A 22970-nucleotide genomic window follows, 5' to 3' on the forward strand; every position below is an offset into this window, starting at 1 on the left:
TGGAGCGGTGCCAACCAAGGTGGGCACCCACGGGTAGATCCACGCCATGCGTGGATTGGCACCCACCAGAACAGGGCGGTTGGCACCCACCACCGCAGGGCGGTGCCGACCAAGGTGGACACCCACCACAGCAGGTCGGTTGGCACCCACCACCGCAGGGCGGTGGGTGCCACCACTCAGAAGCGGAAGTTCAGGCTGACCCAGACGCTGCGGGCCTTGTCCTTGTTGTTGTAGTCGTCCTCGAACAGCACTTCATTGGTGTCATCGGTGTAGATGCCGTCACCGTCCAGATCGGTGAAGAAGGTCTGGTAGGTGGTGAAGTCGCGGTCCAGCAGGTTGTTGATGCGGGCGTTCACCGTCAGCCACTCGGTGGCTTCGAACGAGGCGCCCAGGTGCAGCACGGTGTAATCCTTGTAGTAGCGTTCCTGGCCGGTCACCGTGCTGATGCCGCCATAGCGCTTGGAGCGCGCTTCGGCGGTCAGGAATACGTTGAAGCGGTCGCTGGCGCGCCAGTCGAAGGTGGCGTTGGCCATGTGCCGGGCACTGTTGCCCAGCGGTCGGCCCTTCTCGGCGCCGCTCTTCTGCTCGCTGTCGGTGAAGGTGTAGTTGGCGCGCAGGCTGAACTGATCGCTGATGTTCCAGCGCCCGGCCACTTCGGCACCCTGGATCACCACCTCGTCGATGTTCACCGTGCGGGTGCTGCTGGCATAGCCCAGGTCGGCATATTCACCAGTGGAGCTGCACGACAGGGTCAGCGCCGCACCGCAGGGCTGCGAGGCGATCTTGTCGTCGAAGCGGTTGTGGAAGGCGGTGGCGTTGAAGCTGTGCCCGGCCGGGTGCTGCCAGTACACGGCCAGTTCGGTGCTGGTGCTGGTTTCCGGCTTCAGGTCGGGGTTGCCGAACATGGGCGAGGTGCCCTGGCCACCGAAACCGATCACGCCGTCGTACAGCTGGGTGGTCTTGGGTGTCTTGAAGCCGGTGCTGATGCCACCCTTCACCGTCCAGGCCTCGTTGACGGTGTACACGCCGTACAGGCGCGGGCTGAGCTGGTCGCCGAACACTTCATGGTCGTCGTAGCGCAGGCCGTAGGTGATCGCCAGCGGGGCCAGCACGGTCCAGGTGTCCTCGGCGAACAGCGAGTACATGTTGTGGTCCTGGCTCAGGCCCGGCGTGCCGCGCTCGGTACCGAACACGCCGTCGGTCAGTTCACCGCGGATGACCTGCGCACCGACCACGGCCACGTGCTGGCCGGCGGCCTGGAACGGAATGTCCAGCTTCGCATCCAGGGTGTACTGCTCGCTTTCCAGGGTGCGAGCCGGGCGCGGCAGGAAGGTCGATTCGGCCAGCGCGCGGCGTTCGGCCAGCGGCAGCCCGGCATACGGGCCGGTGGCATCGATCATCTGCAGCAGCTGCACGCGCTCGGCCACGGTGAAGGGCATGGTGCGCCCGTCGTTGTTGGTGGCCACGTGCGAAAGCGAAACCAGGCTGTTGCCAAAGCCCCAGCGGCCTTCGTGGGTGACCGCCCAGGCATCGCGGGTGAATTCCTGGCTGGGGCTGTAGCCCACGCGCGGATCGGCGCGGCGCGACCAGGTGCCGCCGTTGTTGCGGCAGGCGTTGGCGTTGGCGCCGCTGGCACCGCGGCAGAAATTGCTGCTGCGCCAGATGCTGCTGATGCTGTCCACGGTGCCGACCGGGTATTCCTCTTCGCCGGCATCGTTGATCTTGATCGCGTTGTCGTACTCCTGGCGCGAGGTGTCGTAATCCAGGGTCAGGCGCTGGGCATCGCTGATGTTCCAGTCCAGGCTGATGCCGCCGGCCTTGTTGGTGTTGTCCACGGTCTTGCCGCCGCCACCGAAGCCCAGCGAGCGGTCGTGGGCCACGCCGCTGGGGTCGAGCACCGGGCTGTACACCGGGTTGGAGGCATCGCGGTCGTACCAGCTGGCACGCGCCGACAGGTTCAGCACGTTGGGCACCAGCGGGCCGGTCACGTAGACATCGGCGGTGCGGTCGTCGCCGAACTGGTCGTCGGTTTCGAACGTGCCGCCCAGCGTGGCCGAACCGCTCCAGCGGTCCAGCGAACGCTTGGTGATGATGTTGATGACGCCGCCCATGGCATCGGCGCCGTACAGGGTGGAGGCCGGGCCGCGGATCACTTCGATGCGCTCGATCGCATCCAGCGGCGGGATGTGGTTGAACTGGTTGCCGCCGAAGTTGTTCGGGTAGATGTCGCCGTGGTTGTTCTGGCGGCGGCCGTTGACCAGGATCAGCGTGTAATCCGAGCCCATGCCACGCATGGAAATGGTGCCCTGGCCGGTCTTGTCGCGGGTTTCGCCCACGTCCACGCCTTCCAGGTCGCGCACCGCGTCCAGCAGGGTCATGTAGGGGCGGGTGGTCAGCTCTTCCTGGGTGATGACGGAAATGCTGGCCGGGGCGTCGGTGATCTTCTGTTCGAAGCCCGAGGCGGTGACCACCACGGTATCCAGGGTCTGCGGTGCGCCGGCGGCGGCACCGTTGGCGTAGGCAGGGGCGGCGAAGGCCGCCAGCACGGCGCTGGTCAGCAGGTGGCGGGACAGGGACGAACGAACACGATGGCGCTGGGCCATGGCAGGAACCTCGAAGGATGCGAGCGCGCGCGGAACCGCGCGGCAGGCGCGGTGGCGGCAGGAATGCCCGGTCAGGGGCGGCAGGGAACGAACACGCAGCGGCGCGCTGGCTGTACCGCCGATGCGGTCAGCCAGGGCCGGGGATCAGGCCAGCGGCGGCGCCTGGCCGCGTTGCTGGCGACGCCCGGGCGCGTCGGCCCAGGGCGTGTCCGGAGCGGCCAGCGGCCAGTCCGGCTGCGCGACGGCATGCGCCGGCGCGGTCGGGATCAACTGCAGTTCGCTGTGCAGCCACTGGCGTGCCAGCAGCAGGGGCGGCGCCGTGTCGGTTGTCTTCTGCGGGGCTGCAGCGCAGCGGCGCAGCTTGGCCGGGGCCTCTTCGTGCGCGCCGCGCTCACCGCCACGCTCTTCCAGCGGCTGCTGCTGCGCCTGGGCCAGGCCCGCGTGGGCAACCGGCAACAGCGGCAGGGTGCCCAGCAGCAACGCCAGCATCGCGATCCACGCCAACAGGCTGGCCAGCGCAGGCCGGCGGCCGCGCATGGCGGTACCAAGCTGCACGTGGCGAAGCGGGCGGGGGCGAAGCGGGCCAAGCAAGATGGGCAACCCTGGGAACGGCCGGAAACGCCGGCGTCAACGGGGCGTGATTGTAATGAGAGCGGTTAGCAGTTGCAAATGAGAACGATTGTCAGGTGGCGTCGCGTGCCGGGTAGATCGCTCAGACCTCGCTCCAGCGCCGCAACAGGTTGTGGTAGACGCCGGTCAACTGCAGCACGGCACCGGGGTCGGCGCTGGTCTGCCGCAGGCGCTCGATGGAGGTGTCCATTTCCCACAGCAGGCGGCGCTGGGCATCGTCGCGGATCATGCTCTGCACCCAGAAGAACGAGGCCACGCGCGCGCCGCGGGTGACCGGAGTGACCTGGTGCAGGCTGCTGGACGGGTAGACGATCAGGTCACCGGCGGGCAGCTTCACTTCGTGTTCGCCATAGGTATCGCTGATCACCAGCTCGCCGCCGTCGTATTCCTCGGGGGCGGACAGGAACAGGGTGCAGGAAATGTCCGAGCGCAGCTGTTCGCCGTGGGCCAGGTTCATCACTGCGCCGTCCACATGGAAGCCGTAGGTGCCGCCACCGGTGTAACGGTTGAAACGTGGCGGCAGGATCTTCAGCGGCAGGGCCGCAGCGAAGAACAGCGGGTGGCGCTGCAGCGCGGCCAGCACGATGCTGCCCAGTTCGGCCTTCAACGGCGATGCATCGGGCAACTGCTGGTTGTGCTTTACCCGCGCGCCCTGCACGCCCACGGTTTCGCGGCCATCGGCCCAGTCGGCCGCATCCAGGCGCTGCCGCAGCTGGGCGACATCGTCGGAAGACAGGACCTGCGGAATATGCAGCAGCATGGCGATTCCTCGAAAGGCGCGGGGGAGACGGGCTCCCCCACGCGCTGCATCAGAAGCGGATGTCCGCGCTGAGCAGGAAGGTGCGCGGTGCACCCGGGGTGTAACGGTAGCCGCTCTTGTTGATGCTGGCCACGTACTGCTTGTCGAACAGGTTGTAGCCGTTCAAGCGCAGCGACACGTGCTCGTTCACGTCCCACGACACCATGGCGTCGTACACCGCGTAGGACTTGGTGAACGACGGGGTGCCCACCGCGCCGTCGGTGCCGCGGTGCATGCCGGCGGCGTAGCGCACGCCACCGCCCACGGTGATGCCATGCGGCAGCAGGTAGCTGGTCCAGCCGGTGAACGTATCGTCCGGGGTGTAGGTCAGGTTGGTGGTGCCGTCGGCGGCCACCTTCGCGCCTTCCTTCACTTCGGTATCCAGGTGGCTGAAGCCGGCGCTGACCGACCAGTTCTCGGTCACCCGGCCGACTGCCGACAGTTCCACGCCCTTCACCCGCTTGCTGCCGGTCTGTGTGGGGTTGCCGGCATCGTCCAGCACGGTGGTGTTGATCTCGTTGTCCACGTCGGTCTGGAACAGCGCCAGGTTCACCGCCAGTGCGTCATCCATGAAGCCCCACTTGCTGCCCACTTCGAAGGTCTTGGCCTTCTGCGGGTCCAGCTTGGGGTTGTCGGCGCTGCTGGCCGAGCTGCTCAGCTGGAAGTTGGCGCCGCCCGGCGGCTGCTGGGAAATGGCGTAGTTGGCGTACAGGCTGACCGTGTCGCCCACCTTGTACAGCGCGCCCAGCTTCCAGTTCAGCAGGGTGTCGCTCGCTTCCAGGGTGGGGTTGCGCAGCACGGTGCCGGTGGGGTTGCTGCCGCACACCGGGCTGCCACGACCGCCACACACCGACGCGCTGGCGTACTCGGTCTTGTAGTGGTCGGCGCGCACGCCGGCGGTCAGCAGGAAGCTTTCACCGAAGGACAGGGTGTCGAACAGGTAGACCGAGGACGTGGTGGTCTTGCCGTGCGCGTCGGCACCGTTGTGCGCCCAGTTCAGACCGCTGACGTTCCAGTCCGGGTCGTACAGGTTGGCGGCTGGCCAGCTGGTGCCGGCGGTGGCGGCCTGGCCGTAGCTGTCCAGTTCTTCGCGGGTGAATTCCAGACCGGCACTGAGTGCGTGGCCGACCGCGCCGGTGGCGAAGTCCGCGCGCAGGTTCAGCTGATCGGTCAGGATCGTATTACGCTGATCCTTGAAGGTCGGCAGGCTGCGCGCGATGGCGTAGCTGGAGAGGTCGGCCGGGTTGGTATAGGTGATGTTGCCGGTCGGGCGGCCGCCCGCGCCGCGCACGCCGGTGCCCATGAAGGCGGTGAGCAGGTAGTCCTGTTCGGTGCGGCCCCAGCGCGCGGTGTTGGTCAGGCGCACGCTGTCGTTGAAGTCGTGCTCGAAACGGAAGGTGGCCATCTGCGCGGTCACGTCATCGTGGTCGGCGCGGGTGCCGTAGAAGTTTTCCGGATCGACCGGGTGCCCGGCCAGTGCTTCCAGGGTCGGCTGCGGGGTCCAGCCCGGCAGGCCCAGGGTGGGCACGCCGCCATCGGGCACGTTGTCCTGCTTCACGTACAGCAGGTTGAGGTAGTAGCGGGTCGCGGTGCCCAGGCCGAAGGCCAGCGAGGGTGCGATGCCCCAGCGCTTGTTCTGCACGTGGTCGCGGCCGGGCTGGTCGCTGTCCTGCCACATGCCGTTGATGCGCAGCGCGCTGGTGGCGCCCAGCGACTGGTTCCAGTCGGCGGTGGTGCGGCGCTGCTGGTCGCTGCCCAGCGAAATGCTGGCCGAGGTGGCGTCCTGCAGGTTGGCCTGCTTGCTGACCAGGTTGATCGCACCGGTCGGTGCCGAACGACCGTTGTCGGTGCCGGCCGGGCCCTTGGTCACTTCCACCTGTTCGATGTTGAACACATCGCGGGAGATCGAGCCCAGGTCGCGCACACCGTCCACGTACAGGCTGTTGGAGGTGTCGAAGCCGCGCATGAACAGCGCATCGCCGGTGGTGGTGTTGCCGTTCTCACCAGCGTAGAAGGTGCCCACGCCGGGACTGTTGCGCAGCGCCTCGGTCAGCGTGGTGGCGCCCTGCTGGTTGAACAGGTCGCTGGTGATGACCTGGATGGTCTGCGGGGTGTCCTGCAGGCGCTGGGTGAACTTCGGCGAGGCCACCTTGTCGGCCTTGTAGCCGCGCGTGGCGTGCACGTCGATCTTGTCCAGGGTACGTGCGTTGTCGGCCGCTTCGGCGTGGGCCAGCGCGGGCAGGGTGGCCAGGCCGAGGCCGGCGGCCAGGGTGGCCAGCGGCAGGGAACGAAGCGGGGTGGCGTGCTTGCGGCTCTTGATGGGGCTCATGGGCGTTGGAATGAAAGACAGGAATGGGCCGTCGGCGCGTGCGCGACAGGGGCGGGAACGAGGGCGGAAACAGGAAGGCGCGCACCGCGGAGGCGGGCGGGAAACGAGGATGCGGCGAAGCGCGCGCAGGCGCGCCGCGATCAGGCCAGGGTGGCCGGAGGCGCGTGCGAGGGCGGCTGGCGCCGATTGCGGGTGGCGACTGCCGTGGTGACTGCCGGGGCGACCGTGGTGTGCGGCGGCGCGACCGGCGGCGTGCGCTGGCAGAGCTGCGCAGGCGGCAGGGGTTCGTCTTCGGGCCCACCTTCGGCCGGCGCTTCGCTGCGCGGCAGGGGCTCGTCAGGGGGTAGGCCGCCGTCGGGCGCGTGCGGCGCGCTGTCCAGCAGGGTGGCTGGCGAGGCCGCCATCATCGACGGTGCCGCCTCGCCCCGGCCCTCATGCAGGGCCGACCAGCCCAGCAACAGGGTCAGCAGCGCTGCGGCAAGCAGCGGCCACCCCTGGCGGGCAAGCTGGCACAGCGTGGCGGTGGCCGCAGGCGAAGCCATGGCGCGGTCGCGTTACAAACCGTTACGAACGAGGCGCGCAGAATAACACCAACGATAATGATTCGCATCTGCGCGGTCGGCGGGCGTTCGTGAACGGGCCGGGGGCGGCCTGGCGGGCCGGTGGCGGCCAGTGCGGGTTCAATCCGCCACCTGGGGTGGACGGGCGCGCGCCGGGGCGCGCAACGCCCTTGCTGGGTCAATCGCGGTCGTCGCGGGTCCAGATCGCGTCGTGCTCGCGTTTCACTGGAAACTTCGGCACGGCGGTATAGGCCGGGGCGCACAGGGCGCGACCATCGCGCACGTCGAACCGTGCGCCATGCAGCACGCATTCGATGCTGCCCTCGCTGGTGTTGAACTCGCCCGAGGACAGTTCGAATTCCTCGTGGGTGCACTGGTCTTCCAGCGCATACAGCTCGCCGTCCAGGTTGAACACGACGATGGGCGTGCCGGTCACCTCGTCGAACACGCTCTTCATTTCACCCGGCAGCAGTTCCGCGCCGGCGCAGACGAAGGTCCAGGCCTCGCTCATGCCGATGCCCCGGCCAGCGGCTTTTCCAGGATTTCAAAGCGCAGGTCGTCGCGCTTGGGAATGCCGAAGCGTTCGTCGCCATAGGGGAAGGGCTTCTTGATGCCGGTGCGCTGGTAGCCGCGGCGCTCGTAGAAGGCGATCAGTTCATCGCGCACGTCGATCACGGTCATCTGCATGACCGGCAGCTGCCACTCGCGCGCGGCATGGGCTTCGGCCGCTTCCATCAGCTGCTTGCCGACGCCGCCGCCCTGCTGGGCTGGGTCGACCGAGAACATGCCGAAGTAGCCCTTGCCGTCGACATCGGCGACGTGGGCGCAGGCCACCAGGCGGCCCTGGCGTTCGGCCAGCAGGATGGTCGAGCGCGGGCGGTCCAGGTCGGCCTGGATGCCCTCGGCGTCGATGCGGGCACCGTCCAGCAGGTCGGCTTCGGTGGTCCAGCCCACGCGGCTGGCATCGCCACGGTAGGCGGAGGTGACCAGGGTGATCAGGGCGGGGATGTCGGCCGGCGTGGCGGCGCGGAAAGTCAGGGTGCTCATGCCGCCATTCTAGGTGGGGTGGGGGCGCCCGCAAATGGTCCGGGGTCCCCCGGGGTTCCCCCGGGGTCAGATCCCTTTCGCAGCGCGAAAGGGCTCTGACCCTAATCGGACGACGCCATGGCGGGTAGTCGACCGACTGCCTTCGGAGCGGCAGCAGCAGATGCTTGGGGTCAGATCCCTTTGCCCGGCAAAGGGCTCTGACCCCCTTGGCAATCGGAGACGCCCATGCCCCGCCCGCGCCGCATTGATGCACCAGGTTTCCCGCAACACATCGTCCAGCGCGGCAACAATCGGCAGACGGTATTCTTCAGCGATGGCGACCGCGTTGCCTACCTGCGTCTGCTGTGCAGCCAGGCGGATCAGCAGGGATGCCGGGTCCATGCCTACGTCCTGATGCACAACCATGTCCATCTGCTGGTGACACCTGATTCGCCCGGTGGGCTCTCGAAGATGATGCAGGCGGTGAGCCGTGCCTATGTGCGCCGGGTGAACGAGCGGCAGGGCCGAAGCGGCACCCTCTGGGAAGGGCGCTTTCACTCCACGCTGGTGGATTCGGATCGGTACCTGCTCGCCTGTCAGCGCTACATCGAGCTGAATCCGGTGCGGGCGGAGATGGTGGCGCATCCAGGGGACTATCGCTGGTCGAGCTACGGGGCCCATGCACAGGGCAGGGTGAACGCGCTGTTGGTGCCCCATTCTGCGTTCGAGCTGATGGCTGCCGATGTGGAGGAGCGGCGCAGGCGCTACGCCGCGTTCATCGAACAGGGCATTCCTGCGGTGGATCTGCAAGCTATTCGCGGCGCATTGCAGTCACAGCGGCGGTTGGTTGGTGCATTGACGGGGTCAGAGCCCTTTCGCGGTGCGAAAGGGATCTGACCCCTTGAGCGCTCGGGGTCAGATCCCTTTGCTGGGCAAAGGGCTCTGACCCTGAGGCGTTGCTGCGGGGAGTGGCCGGTGCGTTGATGGGGTCAGAGCCTTTCGCTGCGCGAAGGGATCTGACCCCGCTCTGCGGGCTCAGCCCAGCAGCTTGCGCACCTTGTTCAGCGCCACGATGAAGCGCTCGATTTCGGCGTGGGTGTTGTAGAACGCCAGCGAGGCGCGGCAGGTGGCGGCGACGCCGTAATACTGCAGCAGCGGGTGGGCGCAGTGCTGGCCCGAGCGCACGGCCACGCCTTCCAGATCGAGCAGGGTGGCCAGATCGTGGGAATGCGCGCCGTCGATCAGGAACGAGACGACCGCGGCCTTGTCCGGCGTGGTGCCGAAGATGCGCAGGCCATCGATCTTCTGCAGCTCTTCGGTGAAGTGCGCCAGCAGTTCGGCTTCGCGTGTTTCCACGTGGTCCTGGCCGAGCGCTTCCAGATAGTCGGCGGCCACGCCCAGGCCAATGAAGCCGGAAATGTTCGGGGTGCCGGCTTCGAACTTGTGCGGGGCGTCGTTGAACACGGTGCCGTCGAAGCTGACTTCCTTGATCATCTCGCCACCACCCAGGAACGGCGGCATGGCATCCAGATGTTCGCGGCGGGCCCACAGGGCACCGGTGCCGGTCGGGCCGCACATCTTGTGGCCGGTGATGGCATAGAAGTCGCAGCCGATCGCGGCCACGTCCACCTTGCGGTGCGGCACGGCCTGCGAGCCATCGACCACGGTGATGATGCCGCGCTTGCGTGCCTCACGGCAGATCTCGCGCACCGGGTTCACCGTGCCCAGCACGTTGGACACGTGGGCCACGGCCAGCAGCTTGACCTCGGCGGTCATCGCCTTGCGCAGCGCGTCCAGGTCCAGTGCGCCGTCGGGGGTGATCTCGGCCACGCGGAGGGTGGCGCCGGTGCGCTGGGCGACCAGCTGCCACGGCACGATGTTGGCATGGTGTTCCATGCGCGAGACCAGGATCACGTCACCGGCCTTCAGTCGCGGCAGAGCCCACGAATAGGCGACCAGGTTCAGCGCGAAGGTGGTGCCGCTGCACAGCACCAGCTCGCTGGCGCGGACGTTCAAAAAGCGCGCCAGCTTGTTGCGCGCCCCTTCGTAGGCGTCGGTGGCTTCGGTGCCCAGCGCGTGCACCGCACGGCTGACATTGGCGTTGTAGCGGCGGTAGAACTCGTCCACCGCGCCGATCACCTGCACCGGCTTCTGGCCGGTGTTGGCGTTGTCGAAATAGACCAGCGGCTTGCCGTGCACTTCGCGCATCAGCAGCGGGAAGTCCAGGCGCACGCGGTCCCAGTCGGGGGCAGCGGCGCGTTCTTCGATCGGGCGCGGGGTGGACAGGTTCATGCCACGCCTGCCTCGGCCAGGGCCTTGTCCAAGCGCCGTGCCAGCTGCTCGCGCAGCGCGTCGGGCAGCACCTTCAGCGGTTCGTGGCAGAACGCCGCGCTCAGCAGGGCCTGCGCCTGGGCCTGCGGCAGGCCGCGCGAGCGCAGGTAGAACAGCGCGTTGGCATCGAGCTGGCCGACGGTGGCGCCGTGTGCGGCCTTCACTTCGTCGGCGTCGATCACCAGCACCGGCTGGGTGTCGATCTCGGCATCGGCCGACAGCAGGAGGTTCTTGTTGGACAGGTTCGCGTCGGTGCCATCGGCGCCTTCGCGGATCTGGATGCCGCCATGGAACACCACGCGGCTGCGGTTGGCGGCCACGCCGCGCCACAGCAGCTCGCTGCGGGTATCGCGAGCAATGTGGTCGATGCCCAGGCGGGTGTCGACGTGGCGGCGGCCATTGCCCAGCAGCACGCCGTTGGCGGTCAGCTGCGCGTTGTCGCCTTCCAGGCGCACGTTCAGTTCGTGGCGGCTGAGCGCGGCGCCCAGTTCCAGGTCCACGCGGTGGTACTGCGCATCGCGCGCCAGCACCGCATCGGTACGCAGGAAGCTGGTCTGGCGCGCGCTGCCGGCCTGCACGCGGGCGTGCTTGAGCACGGCGTCGCCGGCGACGTGGGCGTGCAGCACGGTGTTGTCCAGGTGCGCCGAATCGCCCACGCTGAAGCGGTGCTCGACCACGCCCAGGCTGGCGCCGGCACGCAGTTCGATCAGGTGGCGGTGGTGCCAGGCCAGGTCGGTATCGCCGGCCACGCTGGCGAACACCAGCTGCAGCGGCCCTTCAACCTGCACGCCTTCATCCACGCGCAGCACCACGCCTTCATCAGCCAGGGCAGCGTTGAGGCGGGCGAACACTTCGTCGCTGCGCTCATAGCGGCGGCCAAGGAAGCGCGCGGCATCCTCGCCGGCGGCCAGGGCGCTGGACAGCGCTTCCAGCTGCACGCCGGCCGGCAGGCCGTGGGTGTCGCTCAGGCCATCGTGCAGACGGCCGTTGACGAACACCAGGCGCGGCGCGGGAATGTCGGCCAGTGCCTCGGCATCCAGCGCGGCTGGGGCCTGCGGTGCGGGGGCGAAGGCGCGGCGCTCCAGCTGGCGCAGCGAGGTGTACTTCCAGGCTTCGCTGCGTGCAGCCGGCAGGCCGTCGCGCAGGGCAGCATCGAGCACGTCGCGGCGCGCGTCGCTGCCGCAGAAGGCCTGGGCCATCGAGTCGAGCAGGGCGCTCATCAGACGGCCGCCTCGCGCACCACGCGGTCCTTCAGGAAGTCGTAGCCGTGGGCTTCCAGTTCCAGCGCCAGTTCCGGGCCACCGGTCTTGACGATGCGGCCGTCGGCCAGCACGTGCACCACGTCCGGCTTGATGTAGTCCAGCAGGCGCTGGTAGTGGGTGATGACCAGGAACGAACGGTCGGCCGCGCGCAGCGCGTTCACGCCGTCGGCAACGCTCTTCAGCGCGTCGATGTCCAGGCCCGAATCGGTTTCGTCCAGGATCGCCAGCTTCGGCTCCAGCACGGCCAGCTGGAAGATCTCGTTGCGCTTCTTCTCGCCACCGGAGAAGCCTTCGTTCACGCCACGGTGCAGCAGCTCGTCCTTCAGGTGCAGCACGGCCAGCTTCTGCCGCACCAGCTTCAGGAACTGCATGGAATCCAGCTCGTCCTGGCCGCGCGCCTTGCGCTGTGCATTCAGTGCGGCGCGCAGGAAGTAGGTGTTGTTCACGCCGGGGATTTCCACCGGGTACTGGAAGGCCAGGAACAGGCCGGCGGCGGCGCGCGCTTCCGGGTCCTGGTCGAGCAGGTCCACACCGTCGAACTGCACGCTGCCTTCGGTGACTTCGTAGCCGTCACGGCCGGCCAGCACATTGCCCAGGGTGGACTTGCCGGCGCCGTTGGGGCCCATGATGGCGTGCACCTGGCCGGGCTTCACGTCCAGCGACAGGCCCTTGAGGATTTCCTTGTCGCCGATGCGGGCGTGGAGGTTGTCGATCTTCAGCATGATACGAATCCAGTAGCGCCACGCCGTGCGTGGCTGAATAATCAGAACGAAGGCAGCAGGCGGGTCAACCCACCGACCCTTCCAGCGAGACTTCCAGCAGCTTCTTGGCTTCCACTGCGAATTCCATCGGCAGTTCGCGGAACACCTGCTTGCAGAAGCCGTCGACGATCATCGACACCGCGTCTTCCTGGCTGATGCCACGGGCGCGGCAGTAGAAAAGCTGGTCGTCGGAAATCTTCGAGGTGGTGGCCTCGTGCTCGACGGTGGCGCCCGGGTTCTTCACCTCGATGTAGGGGAAGGTGTGGGCACCGCACTGCTTGCCGATCAGCAGCGAATCGCACTGGGTGTAGTTGCGCGCGCCATCGGCGTTGCGGTCGACCTTGACCAGGCCGCGGTAGGTGTTCTGGCCGCGGCCGGCGCTGATGCCCTTGCTGACGATCTTGCTCTTGGTGCGCTTGCCGACGTGGATCATCTTGGTGCCGGTGTCGGCCTGCTGGCGGTGGTGGGTGAGCGCCACCGAGTGGAACTCGCCCACCGAATCGTCGCCCAGCAGCACGCAGGAGGGGTACTTCCAGGTGATGGCCGAACCGGTCTCGACCTGGGTCCAGGTGACCTTGCTGCGCGCGCCACGGCATTCGGCACGCTTGGTGACGAAGTTGTAGATGCCGCCCACGCCGTTCTCGTCGCCCGGGTACCAGTTCTGCACCGTGGAATACTTGATCTCCGCGTCTTCCAGCGCCACCAGTTCCACCACCGCGGCGTGCAGCTGGTTCTCATCGCGCATCGGCGCGGTGCAGCCTTCCAGGTAGGACACGTAGGCCTTGTCCTCGCACACGATCAGGGTGCGCTCGAACTGGCCGGTGTGGCCGGCGTTGATGCGGAAGTAGGTGCTCAGTTCCATCGGGCAGCGCACGCCCTTGGGAATGAACACGAAGCTGCCATCGGAGAACACGGCCGAGTTCAGCGCGGCGAAGTAGTTGTCGCCCACCGGCACCACGGTGCCCAGGTACTGGCGCACCAGTTCCGGGTGTTCCTTGATGGCCTCGGACATGGGACAGAAGATGATGCCCTTCTCGGCCAGTTCCTTGCGGAAGGTGGTACCGACGGACACCGAGTCGAACACGGCGTCCACCGCCACGCCGGCCAGCTTGGCGCGCTCGTGCAGCGGCACGCCCAGCTTGTCGTAGGTATCGAGCAGTTCCTTGGGCACGTCATCCAGCGAGGCGTACTTCGGGCCCTTCGGCGCGGAGTAGTAGCTGAGCGCCTGCAGGTCGATCGGGGCGATCTGCAGCTTGGCCCAGTTCGGCATCGGCATGGTCAGGAAGTGACGGTAGGCGTCCAGGCGCCACTGCGTCATCCATTCCGGCTCTTCCTTCTTGGCCGACAGGGCACGGATGGTGTCCTCGTCCAGGCCGGCAGGAAGCGAGTCCGATTCGATCTCGGTGATGAAGCCGGCCGAATACTTGCGGCCGAGCTGCTCGTGGATCTCGCGGTTGGGGGTGTCGTCGTGGGCGACGGATTCGATGGTTTCGGTGGCCATGGGGGGGCTGCCTACGGATCAGGAGACGACGTCGACAGCGATGGTGCGGCGCTGTTCGTCATCGACAAGGGGAAGAGGGGGCAGGATCTGGGCCAGGCTGACAGCGCGCAGGGCCTCGGACACCACATCGTTGATCAGCCGCCAGCTGCTGCGCGCGCCGCACTTGGGCGCCATGCCGCACTGGTGGTGGTCGTGGCTGCATTCGGTCAGGGCAAGCGGCCCTTCCATCGCTTCGACCACCTCGAACAGGGTGATCTGCCCGGGCGCGCGGGTCAGCCGGTAGCCGCCGCGCACGCCGCGCAGGCCTTCCACCAGACCGGCCTGGGCCAGCGGCTTGAGCACCTTGCTGACGGTGGGCGGTTCCAGACCAGTGAATTCAGCCAGCTCTGTAGCACTGAGCACCTCGCCCGGGCGGGCGGCGAGCACGGTCAGCACGACGGTGGCGTAATCGGTGAGCTTGGTGACGCGCAACATGGGGATGCGAGTGGTTCTTAAAGCGGACTGAAATTGTACGCTTTTCTTCGCCGGCATCCAACCCGGCCATTCAGCCGGCGCTGGGCCGGCGGCGGGACACCCCGGCAGCGGGGTGGGGCGACATGCTGCGGCATGGGGGTGATTTTCGCAATCACTGTGAATGGGTGAGAATCGGGGTTCCTATTGCTGCCAACCCCCTTGCCGATGCCCAAGAAGATCCAAGCCCGCAAGTCCGCCATCCATGGCAACGGCGTGTTCGCCGTGGCCCCGATCAAGCAGGGCGAGCGCGTGATCCAGTACAAGGGCCTGCTGCGCAGCCATGGCGATGTCGATGCCGATGACAGCGGCGATGTGGAAAGCGGCCATACCTTCCTGTTCACCCTGAACGATGACTGGGTGATCGATGCCAACTACAAGGGCAACGATGCGCGCTGGATCAACCACAGCTGCGACCCGAACTGCGAAGCGGTGATCGAGGAAGACGAAGACGGTGACAGCCGCGGCGACAAGGTGTTCATCGAGGCGGTGCGCGATATCAAGGCTGGCGAAGAGCTGACCTACAACTACGGCATCGTGCTGGCCGAGCGCCACACGGCCAAGCTGAAGAAGATCTGGGAGTGCCGCTGCGGTTCGCCCAAGTGCACCGGCACGATGCTGCAGCCCAAGCGCTGAGCGGAATCGTAGAGTCGAGCCATGCTCGACTGCTTTGCGAAGGGCAGTCGAGCAAGCTCGACTCTACGGGTAAGGGCAGTCGAGCAAGCTCGACTCTACAAGGGCCGCCTGCACCTGGCGTGCCCGACGATATCCCGTTGGCGACGTGAGCGGTAGCGCCGGGCCATGCCCGGCGAACGGGACGCGTGGGAAATGCAGAAGCCGCCGGGCATGGCCCAGCGCTACCTTATTTGCCCAGCAGGCCGGCGGGCACCAGGCTGCCCAGGTTCTGGTTGAAGGTGACCACCAGCTTGCCGTTCTTCACCTGGGCTGACTGTACCTGCAGGGCGCCCAGCACGCCGGCCACGGTCGGGTCCAGCTTGTAGATGGGTTCGCGGCGCGCGTAGTCGCTCAGGGCGGCGTTGAGCAGGGCGCGGGTGCGCGAATCCAGGCGCCCGCCCTGGCTGGCCGGGGTGAAATCGTCCACGGTCGGTTCCTGCAGGTGGAAGCCCTGGGTCTGTGCGTCATAGCGCAGGCCGCTGCTCAGCTTCACCTTGCCCAGGTTGGTCGGGTTGCCGCCCGCGGTGGCCAGCGCCAGGTCCATGCCCAGGTTCAAGCGTTCGCCAGCCGGCAGGCTCAGCTGGGGGTGGCTCATGGTCAGGGCGATCAGTCCGCCCAGCGCGTCCTGGGTGCGCGGGAAGCTGCCATCCAGGTACTGCTGGACGTCACTGGCACCGACCGACAGTTCGCGGCCGGAAATCGAAGGGGCTGCCTGTGCACCGATCGCCGCGGCGATCAGGACAGTGGATGCAGCAACACGGGTCAGCAGGGAACGCAGGCGCATGGCGGTGACCGGGCAGGTAATGGGTGGCTCACAGAGTAGCGGTGGCCGCTGAATCGCGGGTGCACGCTGCGAAAGGGATTCAGTCCAGCGTGGGTTCCAGCTTCGCCGACTGGATCTGCCAGCCCTGGCCGTCGGCCCGTGGCTGCACGCGGTACCAGCCATGGAAGCGGAAGGTGCCCTGGCCGGTCGCGGCACGTACCCGCACCGGCACTTCCAGCAGCCGGCTGGGGCGTTCGTTGTCGCGGGGAACGGGCGGTTCGCTGTCCAGGCGCAGGCTGCGCAGGTCCGGCAGCTGCCGCAGCAGTGCGTCGTCGGCGTGGCGTGGGTCGGCCGGGGCGAAGACCCAGGCCGCATCACTGCTGCTGCGGTTGCCGTTGAGCAGGTCCAGCATGTAGCGGTTGAGCATGTGCGCGGGTGCTTCGCTGCCGGCTGCGACTGCGCCGAACAGCGGGTCGACCGTCTGCGCTGCGAGGGCGCCTGGCGCAGCGTCGGCAACGGCGGCAGTCGCGACAGCGGCGTCGGCCGCTGCGGCGGTAGTGGCGGCCGACGCGGGTGCGTCCACCGGGGCGCGCGAACACCCCATCAGGGCGAGGGCAAGGCAGCCCCCCACGATTCTGCGCATGTCTGCCTCCTCCCCGAGGCCAATGGGAGGCGGCAGTGTATCGGCTGGGTGGGAATCAGCGCGATGCGATGCGCTGGTCCAATGCCTGCAGCGCGGCCAGCAGGTCGGGCGCCACCGCCGCCAGGGCGTGGCCCTCGCTGTCGGCATGGCGCTGGACGATATCGCGCAGCAACTGCGCGGCGACCACCAGGGTGGCGCGCTCGTCACCGCTCAGGCCGGGCGTGCGCGGGGCGGCTTCCAGCAGGCGCATCAGGTCGCGGCTGGCGCGATGTTCCAGTTCGATGGTGCAGCGCCCGGTGCACTGGTGCCCGTCCTTTTCGATGGGGGTCACCGAGATCCGGTAGCGGGTGGAGGGGCTGGCCATGAGAGGTGTGCTCGCCTGTAAGGAGGGGGGATGTGCCCACCATAGGCAAGGCAGTGACCGGCGGCGACGGCCCGCGCTGCACGCAGTGTTCCACCCGGTGCGTTCCCGCGGCGGAAAATGCCGGCTGCGGCCAATGCTGGCGCGGCTGTGGGCGGGCAGGGTATGGGCAGGGAAACGCTGTGTTGCGGGTTGCCGCGGGGTGGCGCGCATCCACGCATGGCGTGGATCTACTGGCGGGTTGGCCTGGGGGGCGTATCCACGCATGGCGTGGATCTACTGGCGGGTTGGCCTGGGGGCCGCATCCACGCTGGGCGTGGATACATTGCGCGCAAAAAAAACGGGACGGCCTGGGCCGTCCCGTCAGAAGATCGCCGTGGGGCGCGCGCTTACAGCGCAGCGTCCTTGAGCTTCTTCAGCGGGCGAACCTTGAGCTTGGTGGTGGCCGGCTTGGCGGCGAACCACTGTTCTTCCTTGGTGAACGGGTTGATGCCCTTGCGCTTCGGCTTGGCCGGCACATTGACGGTGGAGATCTTCAGCAGGCCCGGCAGGGTGAAGGAGCCAGCGCCCTTCTTGTGCACCGAGGAAGCGACAGCGCTTTCCAGCGAGGCCAGCACCGCGCGCACGTCCTTGGCGACAACGCCGGACGCTTCAGCGATGTGTGCAACCAGGCCCGACTTGGTCAGCACTTCCTTGATCGGCTTCGGAGCGGCCGGCTTGGCGGCTGCCTTCGTCGCGACTTTCTTCACTGCCTTTTTCGGGGCAGCCTTCTTAGCGGTCTTTGCCATGGTTTCCTGTTCCGTGAACGGTTGGTTGTTTGGTCGGCGCCGAACCCCGTCGGCAAGCGCAATGTAGGGCAACTCGTGGGCGCCGCCAATAGCCCGCAGTGCTGAAAGTGCAGGTTTTTTCATATCCAGACCGATTCAGTACATGGCGCGCGGCAGGGGATTGCGCGGCTCTGGTGCGCTGCGGGATGCGGGCGATCTGCGCGAAAGTACTGAAAACAAGGGAAAAATGCGCCATCGCCTGGCGAAGAAGTGTCCACGGCGCTGGCCCGGGACAGCGTCTGCCACTGCGGCGGAGCGACGCAGGGCTAACGCTGGCCGTGGCAGGGTAAGCGTTCACCAACGCCACGCAGGAGCAGCACATGGGAATCTCGCGACACGCCACCGCGCACTGGGAAGGGGATCTGAAGTCGGGCAAGGGCCAGTTGAGCACCCCACAGAGCGGGCTGCTGGACAAGACCCGCTACGGCTTCAACAGCCGCTTCGGCGATGAAAAGGGCACCAATCCGGAAGAGCTGATCGCCGCCGCGCACGCGGGCTGCTTCACCATGGCGCTGTCGGCCAAACTGGGCGAGGCAGGGTTTACACCGACCTCGCTGGACACCGAAGCCAAGGTGGATCTGTCGATGGAAGGCGGCCCGCAGCTTTCGCAGATCCGCCTGAAGGTGAAGGCCGTGGTGCCGGGCATCGATGCCACCCAGTTCCGCGCCATTGCCGATGACGCCAAGCAGAACTGCCCGGTGTCCAAAGCGTTGAGTGCGGTGCCGATCAGCCTGGATGCCGAACTGGGCTGAGGCCGGGTAGCGCCGGGCCATGCCCGGCGCCCCACAGCGATCACCAGTCGAGGGTGCCGGCGATCACCGTCTGCACCTGGCCGCCGGACCACACTTCGCCGTCCGCATCGACCCGCAGGGTCAGGCGCGCATCGTGGCCGACCTCACGGCCCTGGCTGACTTCATACGGTTCGCGGCCGTGCGGCAGCACCCCGCGCAGGTCCAGCCAAGCCGCCAGCACGGCATTCGCTGCGCCCGAAGCCGCATCTTCGAAGCGCCGCCCGTTGCCCACGAAGGCGCGCACCGCCAGGTCGTAGCCCTCGTTGCCATCGCTGAAGGCGTAGGCGAACACGCCCATGCTGTCGGTGGATTCGGCCAGGGTTGCGATCGCGTCCCAGTCCGGCTGCAGTGCGCGCAGCTGCGCTTCATCGGCCACCTGCACCACCCACCAGCTGCGGCCGCCCTGCATGCGTGCAGGGGGCAGGGTGCCCAGCGGCCAGCCCTGCAGCGCAGCGGCCAGGCGCGGGTCATCGGCCGGCGCAGTCTCGGCCAGCTGCGCGCGCGGGGTTCGGATGGCGATGCGCTGCTGCGCGCCTTCGCCCATCACCTGCAGCGGCAGCGCGCCGGCAATGCCGTCCTGCACCAGTACGCCATCCACCGGCGTGGCCAGCCCGGCCAGCAGCACCGCATGGGCGGTGCCGACGCTGGGGTGGCCGGCGAACGGGACTTCCTTCTGCGGGCTGAACATGCGCAGGCGGTAGCTGCTGCCGGCGGTTTCGGGCGGGAACACGAAAGTGGTTTCCGGCAGCCGGGTCCAGCGCGCGATGGCCTGCATGGTGGTGTCGTCCAGGCCTTCGGCATCGAGTACCACGGCCAATGGATTGCCGGCGCCGGCGCGCGGGGAAAACACATCCAGTTGCAGGAAACGGCGTGCGGACATCAGGGGGAGCTCCAACGAAATGGGGGATGGTAGCGCGGGGGCCATGCCCCGCGAGCGCGCAGCGCGGTGCGGTGATGCCGCCGGGCATGGCCCGGCGCTACCAGCTGATGAGGCCGTCGATCACGCACTGCACCTGGCCGCCGATCCACACCGTGCCCTGGGCATCCACCCGCACATGGACGCGACCGTCGCGGCCGACCTCGCGGCCCTGGCTGGCCACGTAGCTGCCGCTGCCGCCGGGCAGCACGCCGCGCTCGCGCAGCCAGGCGCCGATCAGCGCGTTGGCGCTGCCGGTTACCGGGTCTTCGGGCACGTTCACCGCATCACCGGGGCAGAACGCGCGCACCACCCACTGGTGCTGCGCGGCGTCTTCGGCGGCGAACACCGCCACGCCCGTGGCGTCGGTGGCATTGCTCCAGTCGCGCAGGGCGGCCATGTCCGGCGCCAGCGTGCGTACCGCGGCGGCGTCGCGCAGCGGCAGCAGCCACCAGCGCGGGCCGTTGTCCCACAGCTCGGGCGCCTGACCGTCGGCGGCCCGTGCCAGCAGCGCGTCCGGCACCGCGCCGGGGGCGGTCTGCAGGCGGCGGGCCGGCGGGCTGGCCAGTTCGATGTGCGGGGCATCGGCCGCGCCGCTCACCCGCACTGGCAGCAGCCCGGCCGCGCACTGCTGGACCAGCGCGCCGTCGCGCGGGTGCGCCAGGCCACGGGTGACCGCCGCCCAGGCCGCGCCCACGCTGGGATGGCCGGCAAACGGTAGTTCGCTGGCGGGGGTGAAAATGCGGATGTGGTAGTCGGCGCCGGGCGCGCTGGGGGGCAGGAAGAACACCGTCTCGGACAGGTTCAGCCAGGCGGCCAGGGCCTGCATGCGGGCCGCGGACAGGCCCTCGGCGCCCAGCACCACCCCCAGCGGGTTGCCGCGGCCGGGCTGGTCGGCAAAGACATCGAGCTGCAGGTAGCGGAAGGCGGGCATCGGCGGGTCCATTGGGCTTAGAATCGAAGGTTCCGCCCCCGTGGGCGGCTTCCCCACATTACACATAGCCTATCCATGTCAGCTTCCCCCCTTGTCGATCGTTGGATCGTACTGAAGTTCGGCGGCACCTCGGTGTCGCGTCGCCACCGTTGGGACACGATCGGGAAGCTGGCGAAAAAACGCGCGGAAGAAACCGGCTCGCGCGTGCTGGTGGTGGTCTCGGCGCTGTCCGGGGTGACCAATGAACTGACCGCCATTGCCGATGGCGCCGCCGACAGCCGCGACCGCGTGGCCGCGCTGGTCGAACGCCACCTGGGCTTCTTGGATGAACTGGGCCTGGGCCACGACGTGCTGGCCGAGCGCCTGGCCGTGCTGCAGGGCCTGCTGGACGATGCGCGTGCCGCCACCCGTACGCTGGACTGGCAGGCCGAAGTGCTGGGCCAGGGCGAACTGCTGTCCTCCACCCTGGGCGCGGCCTACCTGCACGCGTCGGGCCTGGACATGGGCTGGATGGATGCCCGCCAGTGGCTGGACGCGATGCCGCCGCAGCCGAACCAGAGCGACTGGTCGCAGCGCCTGTCGGTGAACTGCCAGTGGCGTGCCGACGGCGAATGGGCGCAGCGCTTCCGCGCGCAGCCGACCCGCCTGCTGATCACCCAGGGCTTCATTTCCCGCCATGCCGACGGCGGTACCGCCATCCTCGGCCGCGGTGGTTCGGATACCTCGGCGGCGTACTTCGGTGCGCTGCTGGGCGCCAGCCGTGTGGAAATCTGGACCGACGTGCCGGGCATGTTCAGCGCCAACCCCAAGGACGTGCCCGACGCGCGCCTGCTGACCCGCCTGGACTACTACGAGGCGCAGGAAATCGCCACCACCGGCGCCAAGGTGCTGCACCCGCGCTCGATCAAGCCGTGCCGTGACGCCGGCGTGCCGATGGCCATCCTCGATACCGAGCGCCCGGAACTGCCGGGCACCAGCATCGACGGCAATGCCGCGCCGGTGCCGGGGGTGAAGGCGATCAGCCGCCGCAACGGCATCGTGCTGGTGTCGATGGAAGGCATCGGCATGTGGCAGCAGGTCGGCTTCTTGGCCGATGTGTTCGGCCTGTTCAAGAAGCACGGGCTGTCGGTGGACCTGATCGGTTCGGCCGAAACCAACGTCACCGTGTCGCTGGACCCGTCCGAGAACCTGGTCAACACCGATGTGCTGGCCGCGCTGTCGGCGGACCTGTCGCAGATCTGCAAGGTGAAGGTGATCGTGCCGTGCGCGGCCATCACCCTGGTCGGCCGTGGCATGCGTTCGCTGCTGCACAAGCTGTCGGACGTGTGGGCCACGTTCGGCCGCGAGCGCGTGCACATGATCTCGCAGTCGTCCAACGACCTGAACCTGACCTTCGTGATCGACGAGGCCGATGCCGATGGCCTGCTGCCGATCCTGCATGCCGAGCTGATCGACAGCGGCGCCATGCCGGTGGAAGAAACTGAAGTGTTCGGCCCGCGCTGGCGCGAGATTGCCGGCACCGTGCGCCCGCGCGGCACGCCGTGGTGGCGTGGCCAGCGTGCGCACTTGCTGCAGCTGGCCGACGCCGGCACGCCGCGCTACGTCTACCACCTGCCCACCGTGCGCGCCCGCGCCCGCGCGCTGGCCGCGATCAAGCCGATCGACCAGCGCTACTACGCGATCAAGGCCAACAGCCACCCGGCCATCCTGCAGCTGCTGGAAGCCGAAGGCTTCGGCCTGGAATGCGTATCGCACGGTGAACTGAAGCACGTGTTCCAGCACCTGCCGGAACTGTCGCCCAAGCGCGTGCTGTTCACCCCCAGCTTCTGCCCGCGCAGCGAATACGAAGCCGCGTTCGCCCTGGGCGTGACCGTGACCGTGGACAACGTGGAGGCGCTGCAGCGCTGGCCGGACCTGTTCCGCAACCGCGAACTGTGGCTGCGCGTGGACCTGGGCCGTGGCGAAGGCCACCACGCCAAGGTGCGCACCGGCGGCAAGGAGTCGAAGTTCGGCCTGCCGATTGCCCGCGTGGACGAATTCGTGCGCGCGGCCACCGAGCTGGGCACCCGCGTGGTCGGCCTGCACGCGCACCTGGGCAGCGGCGTGGAAACGGCGCAGCACTGGCGCCTGATGTGCGATGAACTGGCCGGTTTCGCCCGCCGCATCGGCAGCGTGCAGACCATCGATATCGGTGGCGGCCTGCCGATTCCGTACAGCGAAGAAGACGAGCCGTTCGACCTGGACGCCTGGGCCGAAGGCTTGGCCGAAGTGAAGGCGCTGCACCCGGCGTTCCGCCTGGCGATCGAGCCGGGTCGCTACCTGGTGGCCGAATCGGGCGTACTGCTGACCCACGCCACCCAGGTGGTGGAAAAGGACGGCGTGCGCCGCGTCGGTCTGGATGCCGGCATGAACACGCTGATGCGCCCGGCCCTGTACGACGCCTGGCATGACATCGAGAACCTGAGCCGCCAGGGCGGCTATGCCGAGGCGGCATTCGATGTGGTCGGCCCGATCTGCGAATCCAGCGATGTGTTCGGCAAGCGCCGCAAGCTGCCGGTGTCCACCGCGCCGGACGATGTGATGCTGATCGCCGATGCCGGTGCCTACGGCTATGTGATGTCCAACACTTACAACCAGCGGGCGATGCCGCGCGAAGATGTGATCGAGTGATCGCCAGCCTTCGTACCCTGCACCCGCCCACCGACACGACCCGCGCACGCGCGCGGGCCCGTGCCTGACCGCGCTTGA

General features: G+C 68.0%; 22 protein-coding genes. 4 read left to right on the forward strand and 18 right to left on the reverse strand.

Annotation, left to right across the window (positions count from 1 at the left end; genetic code table 11):
• Positions 1–176 precede the first annotated feature (176 nt).
• From C1931_RS05270 to C1931_RS05300, 7 genes are all read right to left on the reverse strand, one after another.
• Positions 177–2603 carry a TonB-dependent receptor gene (locus C1931_RS05270; protein WP_108755600.1) on the reverse strand — a complete coding sequence of 809 codons (2427 nt, stop codon included), beginning with the start codon at positions 2601–2603 and terminating at the stop codon, positions 177–179.
• A gap of 144 nt (positions 2604–2747) precedes the next feature.
• A complete protein-coding gene (locus tag C1931_RS05275; RefSeq protein WP_108757661.1) occupies positions 2748–3140 on the reverse strand; it encodes a hypothetical protein in 393 nt (130 codons plus the stop codon).
• A gap of 175 nt (positions 3141–3315) precedes the next feature.
• The gene (locus C1931_RS05280) at positions 3316–3993 is read right to left on the reverse strand and encodes a Fe2+-dependent dioxygenase (protein ID WP_108755601.1); all 678 of its coding nucleotides are present in this window, start codon (positions 3991–3993) and stop codon (positions 3316–3318) included.
• A 49-nt stretch (positions 3994–4042) separates the two neighbouring features.
• Positions 4043–6361 carry a catecholate siderophore receptor Fiu gene (locus tag C1931_RS05285; protein WP_108755602.1) on the reverse strand — a complete coding sequence of 773 codons (2319 nt, stop codon included), beginning with the start codon at positions 6359–6361 and terminating at the stop codon, positions 4043–4045.
• Between the two features lie 140 nt (positions 6362–6501).
• Positions 6502–6903 (reverse strand): hypothetical protein, encoded by a 402-nt coding sequence (locus C1931_RS05290; protein WP_108755603.1) that lies wholly within the window; start codon positions 6901–6903, stop codon positions 6502–6504.
• A gap of 196 nt (positions 6904–7099) precedes the next feature.
• The gene (locus C1931_RS05295) at positions 7100–7432 is read right to left on the reverse strand and encodes a non-heme iron oxygenase ferredoxin subunit (RefSeq protein ID WP_108748836.1); all 333 of its coding nucleotides are present in this window, start codon (positions 7430–7432) and stop codon (positions 7100–7102) included.
• Positions 7429–7968 carry a GNAT family N-acetyltransferase gene (locus C1931_RS05300; protein WP_108755604.1) on the reverse strand — a complete coding sequence of 180 codons (540 nt, stop codon included), beginning with the start codon at positions 7966–7968 and terminating at the stop codon, positions 7429–7431. The genes C1931_RS05295 and C1931_RS05300 overlap by 4 nt, the downstream gene beginning before the upstream one ends.
• 225 nt (positions 7969–8193) lie before the next feature.
• Between C1931_RS05300 and C1931_RS05305 the strand changes: the two genes are divergently transcribed.
• Positions 8194–8844, forward strand: a complete 651-nt coding sequence (locus C1931_RS05305; protein WP_108755605.1) for a transposase — start codon at positions 8194–8196, stop codon at positions 8842–8844.
• Between the two features lie 138 nt (positions 8845–8982).
• Here the strand turns inward: C1931_RS05305 and C1931_RS05310 are convergent, their stop codons facing one another.
• From C1931_RS05310 to C1931_RS05330, 5 genes are all read right to left on the reverse strand, one after another.
• The gene (locus C1931_RS05310) at positions 8983–10239 is read right to left on the reverse strand and encodes a cysteine desulfurase (RefSeq protein WP_108755606.1); all 1257 of its coding nucleotides are present in this window, start codon (positions 10237–10239) and stop codon (positions 8983–8985) included.
• Positions 10236–11498, reverse strand: a complete 1263-nt coding sequence (sufD, locus tag C1931_RS05315) for a Fe-S cluster assembly protein SufD (protein ID WP_108755607.1) — start codon at positions 11496–11498, stop codon at positions 10236–10238. Before sufD ends, C1931_RS05310 begins: the two co-directional genes overlap by 4 nt.
• Complete coding sequence (gene sufC, locus C1931_RS05320) at positions 11498–12262, reverse strand: Fe-S cluster assembly ATPase SufC (protein ID WP_108748841.1); 765 nt, start codon at positions 12260–12262, stop codon at positions 11498–11500. The genes sufD and sufC overlap by 1 nt, the downstream gene beginning before the upstream one ends.
• Before the next feature lie 64 nt (positions 12263–12326).
• Positions 12327–13802 (reverse strand): Fe-S cluster assembly protein SufB, encoded by a 1476-nt coding sequence (gene sufB, locus C1931_RS05325; protein WP_108755608.1) that lies wholly within the window; start codon positions 13800–13802, stop codon positions 12327–12329.
• 18 nt (positions 13803–13820) lie between these two features.
• Positions 13821–14276 carry an SUF system Fe-S cluster assembly regulator gene (locus tag C1931_RS05330; protein WP_108748843.1) on the reverse strand — a complete coding sequence of 152 codons (456 nt, stop codon included), beginning with the start codon at positions 14274–14276 and terminating at the stop codon, positions 13821–13823.
• 204 nt (positions 14277–14480) lie between these two features.
• Between C1931_RS05330 and C1931_RS05335 the strand changes: the two genes are divergently transcribed.
• A complete protein-coding gene (locus tag C1931_RS05335) occupies positions 14481–14948 on the forward strand; it encodes an SET domain-containing protein-lysine N-methyltransferase (RefSeq protein WP_108755609.1) in 468 nt (155 codons plus the stop codon).
• A gap of 226 nt (positions 14949–15174) precedes the next feature.
• Here C1931_RS05335 and C1931_RS05340 read toward each other — a convergent pair whose 3' ends face one another.
• The 4 genes from C1931_RS05340 to C1931_RS05355 all read right to left on the reverse strand — a co-directional run bounded on the left by C1931_RS05340 (position 15175) and on the right by C1931_RS05355 (position 17542).
• The gene (locus tag C1931_RS05340; RefSeq protein WP_108755610.1) at positions 15175–15771 is read right to left on the reverse strand and encodes a DUF1439 domain-containing protein; all 597 of its coding nucleotides are present in this window, start codon (positions 15769–15771) and stop codon (positions 15175–15177) included.
• A 79-nt stretch (positions 15772–15850) separates the two neighbouring features.
• Entirely contained in the window at positions 15851–16393 is a 543-nt protein-coding gene (locus C1931_RS05345; RefSeq protein ID WP_108755611.1) for a hypothetical protein, read from the reverse strand.
• A gap of 55 nt (positions 16394–16448) precedes the next feature.
• A complete protein-coding gene (locus tag C1931_RS05350) occupies positions 16449–16757 on the reverse strand; it encodes a DUF3861 family protein (protein WP_108748847.1) in 309 nt (102 codons plus the stop codon).
• Between the two features lie 386 nt (positions 16758–17143).
• The gene (locus tag C1931_RS05355; RefSeq protein ID WP_108748848.1) at positions 17144–17542 is read right to left on the reverse strand and encodes an HU family DNA-binding protein; all 399 of its coding nucleotides are present in this window, start codon (positions 17540–17542) and stop codon (positions 17144–17146) included.
• Positions 17543–17901: 359 nt separating this feature from the next.
• On the opposite strand from C1931_RS05355, the gene C1931_RS05360 reads away from it, so the two are divergent.
• Positions 17902–18333 (forward strand): OsmC family protein, encoded by a 432-nt coding sequence (locus C1931_RS05360; RefSeq protein WP_108755612.1) that lies wholly within the window; start codon positions 17902–17904, stop codon positions 18331–18333.
• Positions 18334–18373: 40 nt separating this feature from the next.
• On the opposite strand, the gene C1931_RS05365 is transcribed toward C1931_RS05360, so the two are convergent.
• Positions 18374–19252, reverse strand: a complete 879-nt coding sequence (locus C1931_RS05365; RefSeq protein ID WP_108755613.1) for a PhzF family phenazine biosynthesis protein — start codon at positions 19250–19252, stop codon at positions 18374–18376.
• A gap of 97 nt (positions 19253–19349) precedes the next feature.
• Entirely contained in the window at positions 19350–20222 is an 873-nt protein-coding gene (locus C1931_RS05370) for a PhzF family phenazine biosynthesis protein (RefSeq protein WP_108757662.1), read from the reverse strand.
• Between the two features lie 75 nt (positions 20223–20297).
• Here C1931_RS05370 and C1931_RS05375 point away from each other — a divergent pair, with 75 nt between their 5' ends.
• On the forward strand, positions 20298–22892 hold the full coding sequence (locus C1931_RS05375) for a bifunctional aspartate kinase/diaminopimelate decarboxylase (protein ID WP_108752411.1): 2595 nt from the start codon (positions 20298–20300) through the stop codon (positions 22890–22892).
• Positions 22893–22970: the final 78 nt, after the last annotated feature.

Origin of the sequence: Stenotrophomonas sp. YAU14A_MKIMI4_1 (assembly GCF_003086855.1) — a bacterium.
Classification (GTDB): domain Bacteria; phylum Pseudomonadota; class Gammaproteobacteria; order Xanthomonadales; family Xanthomonadaceae; genus Stenotrophomonas.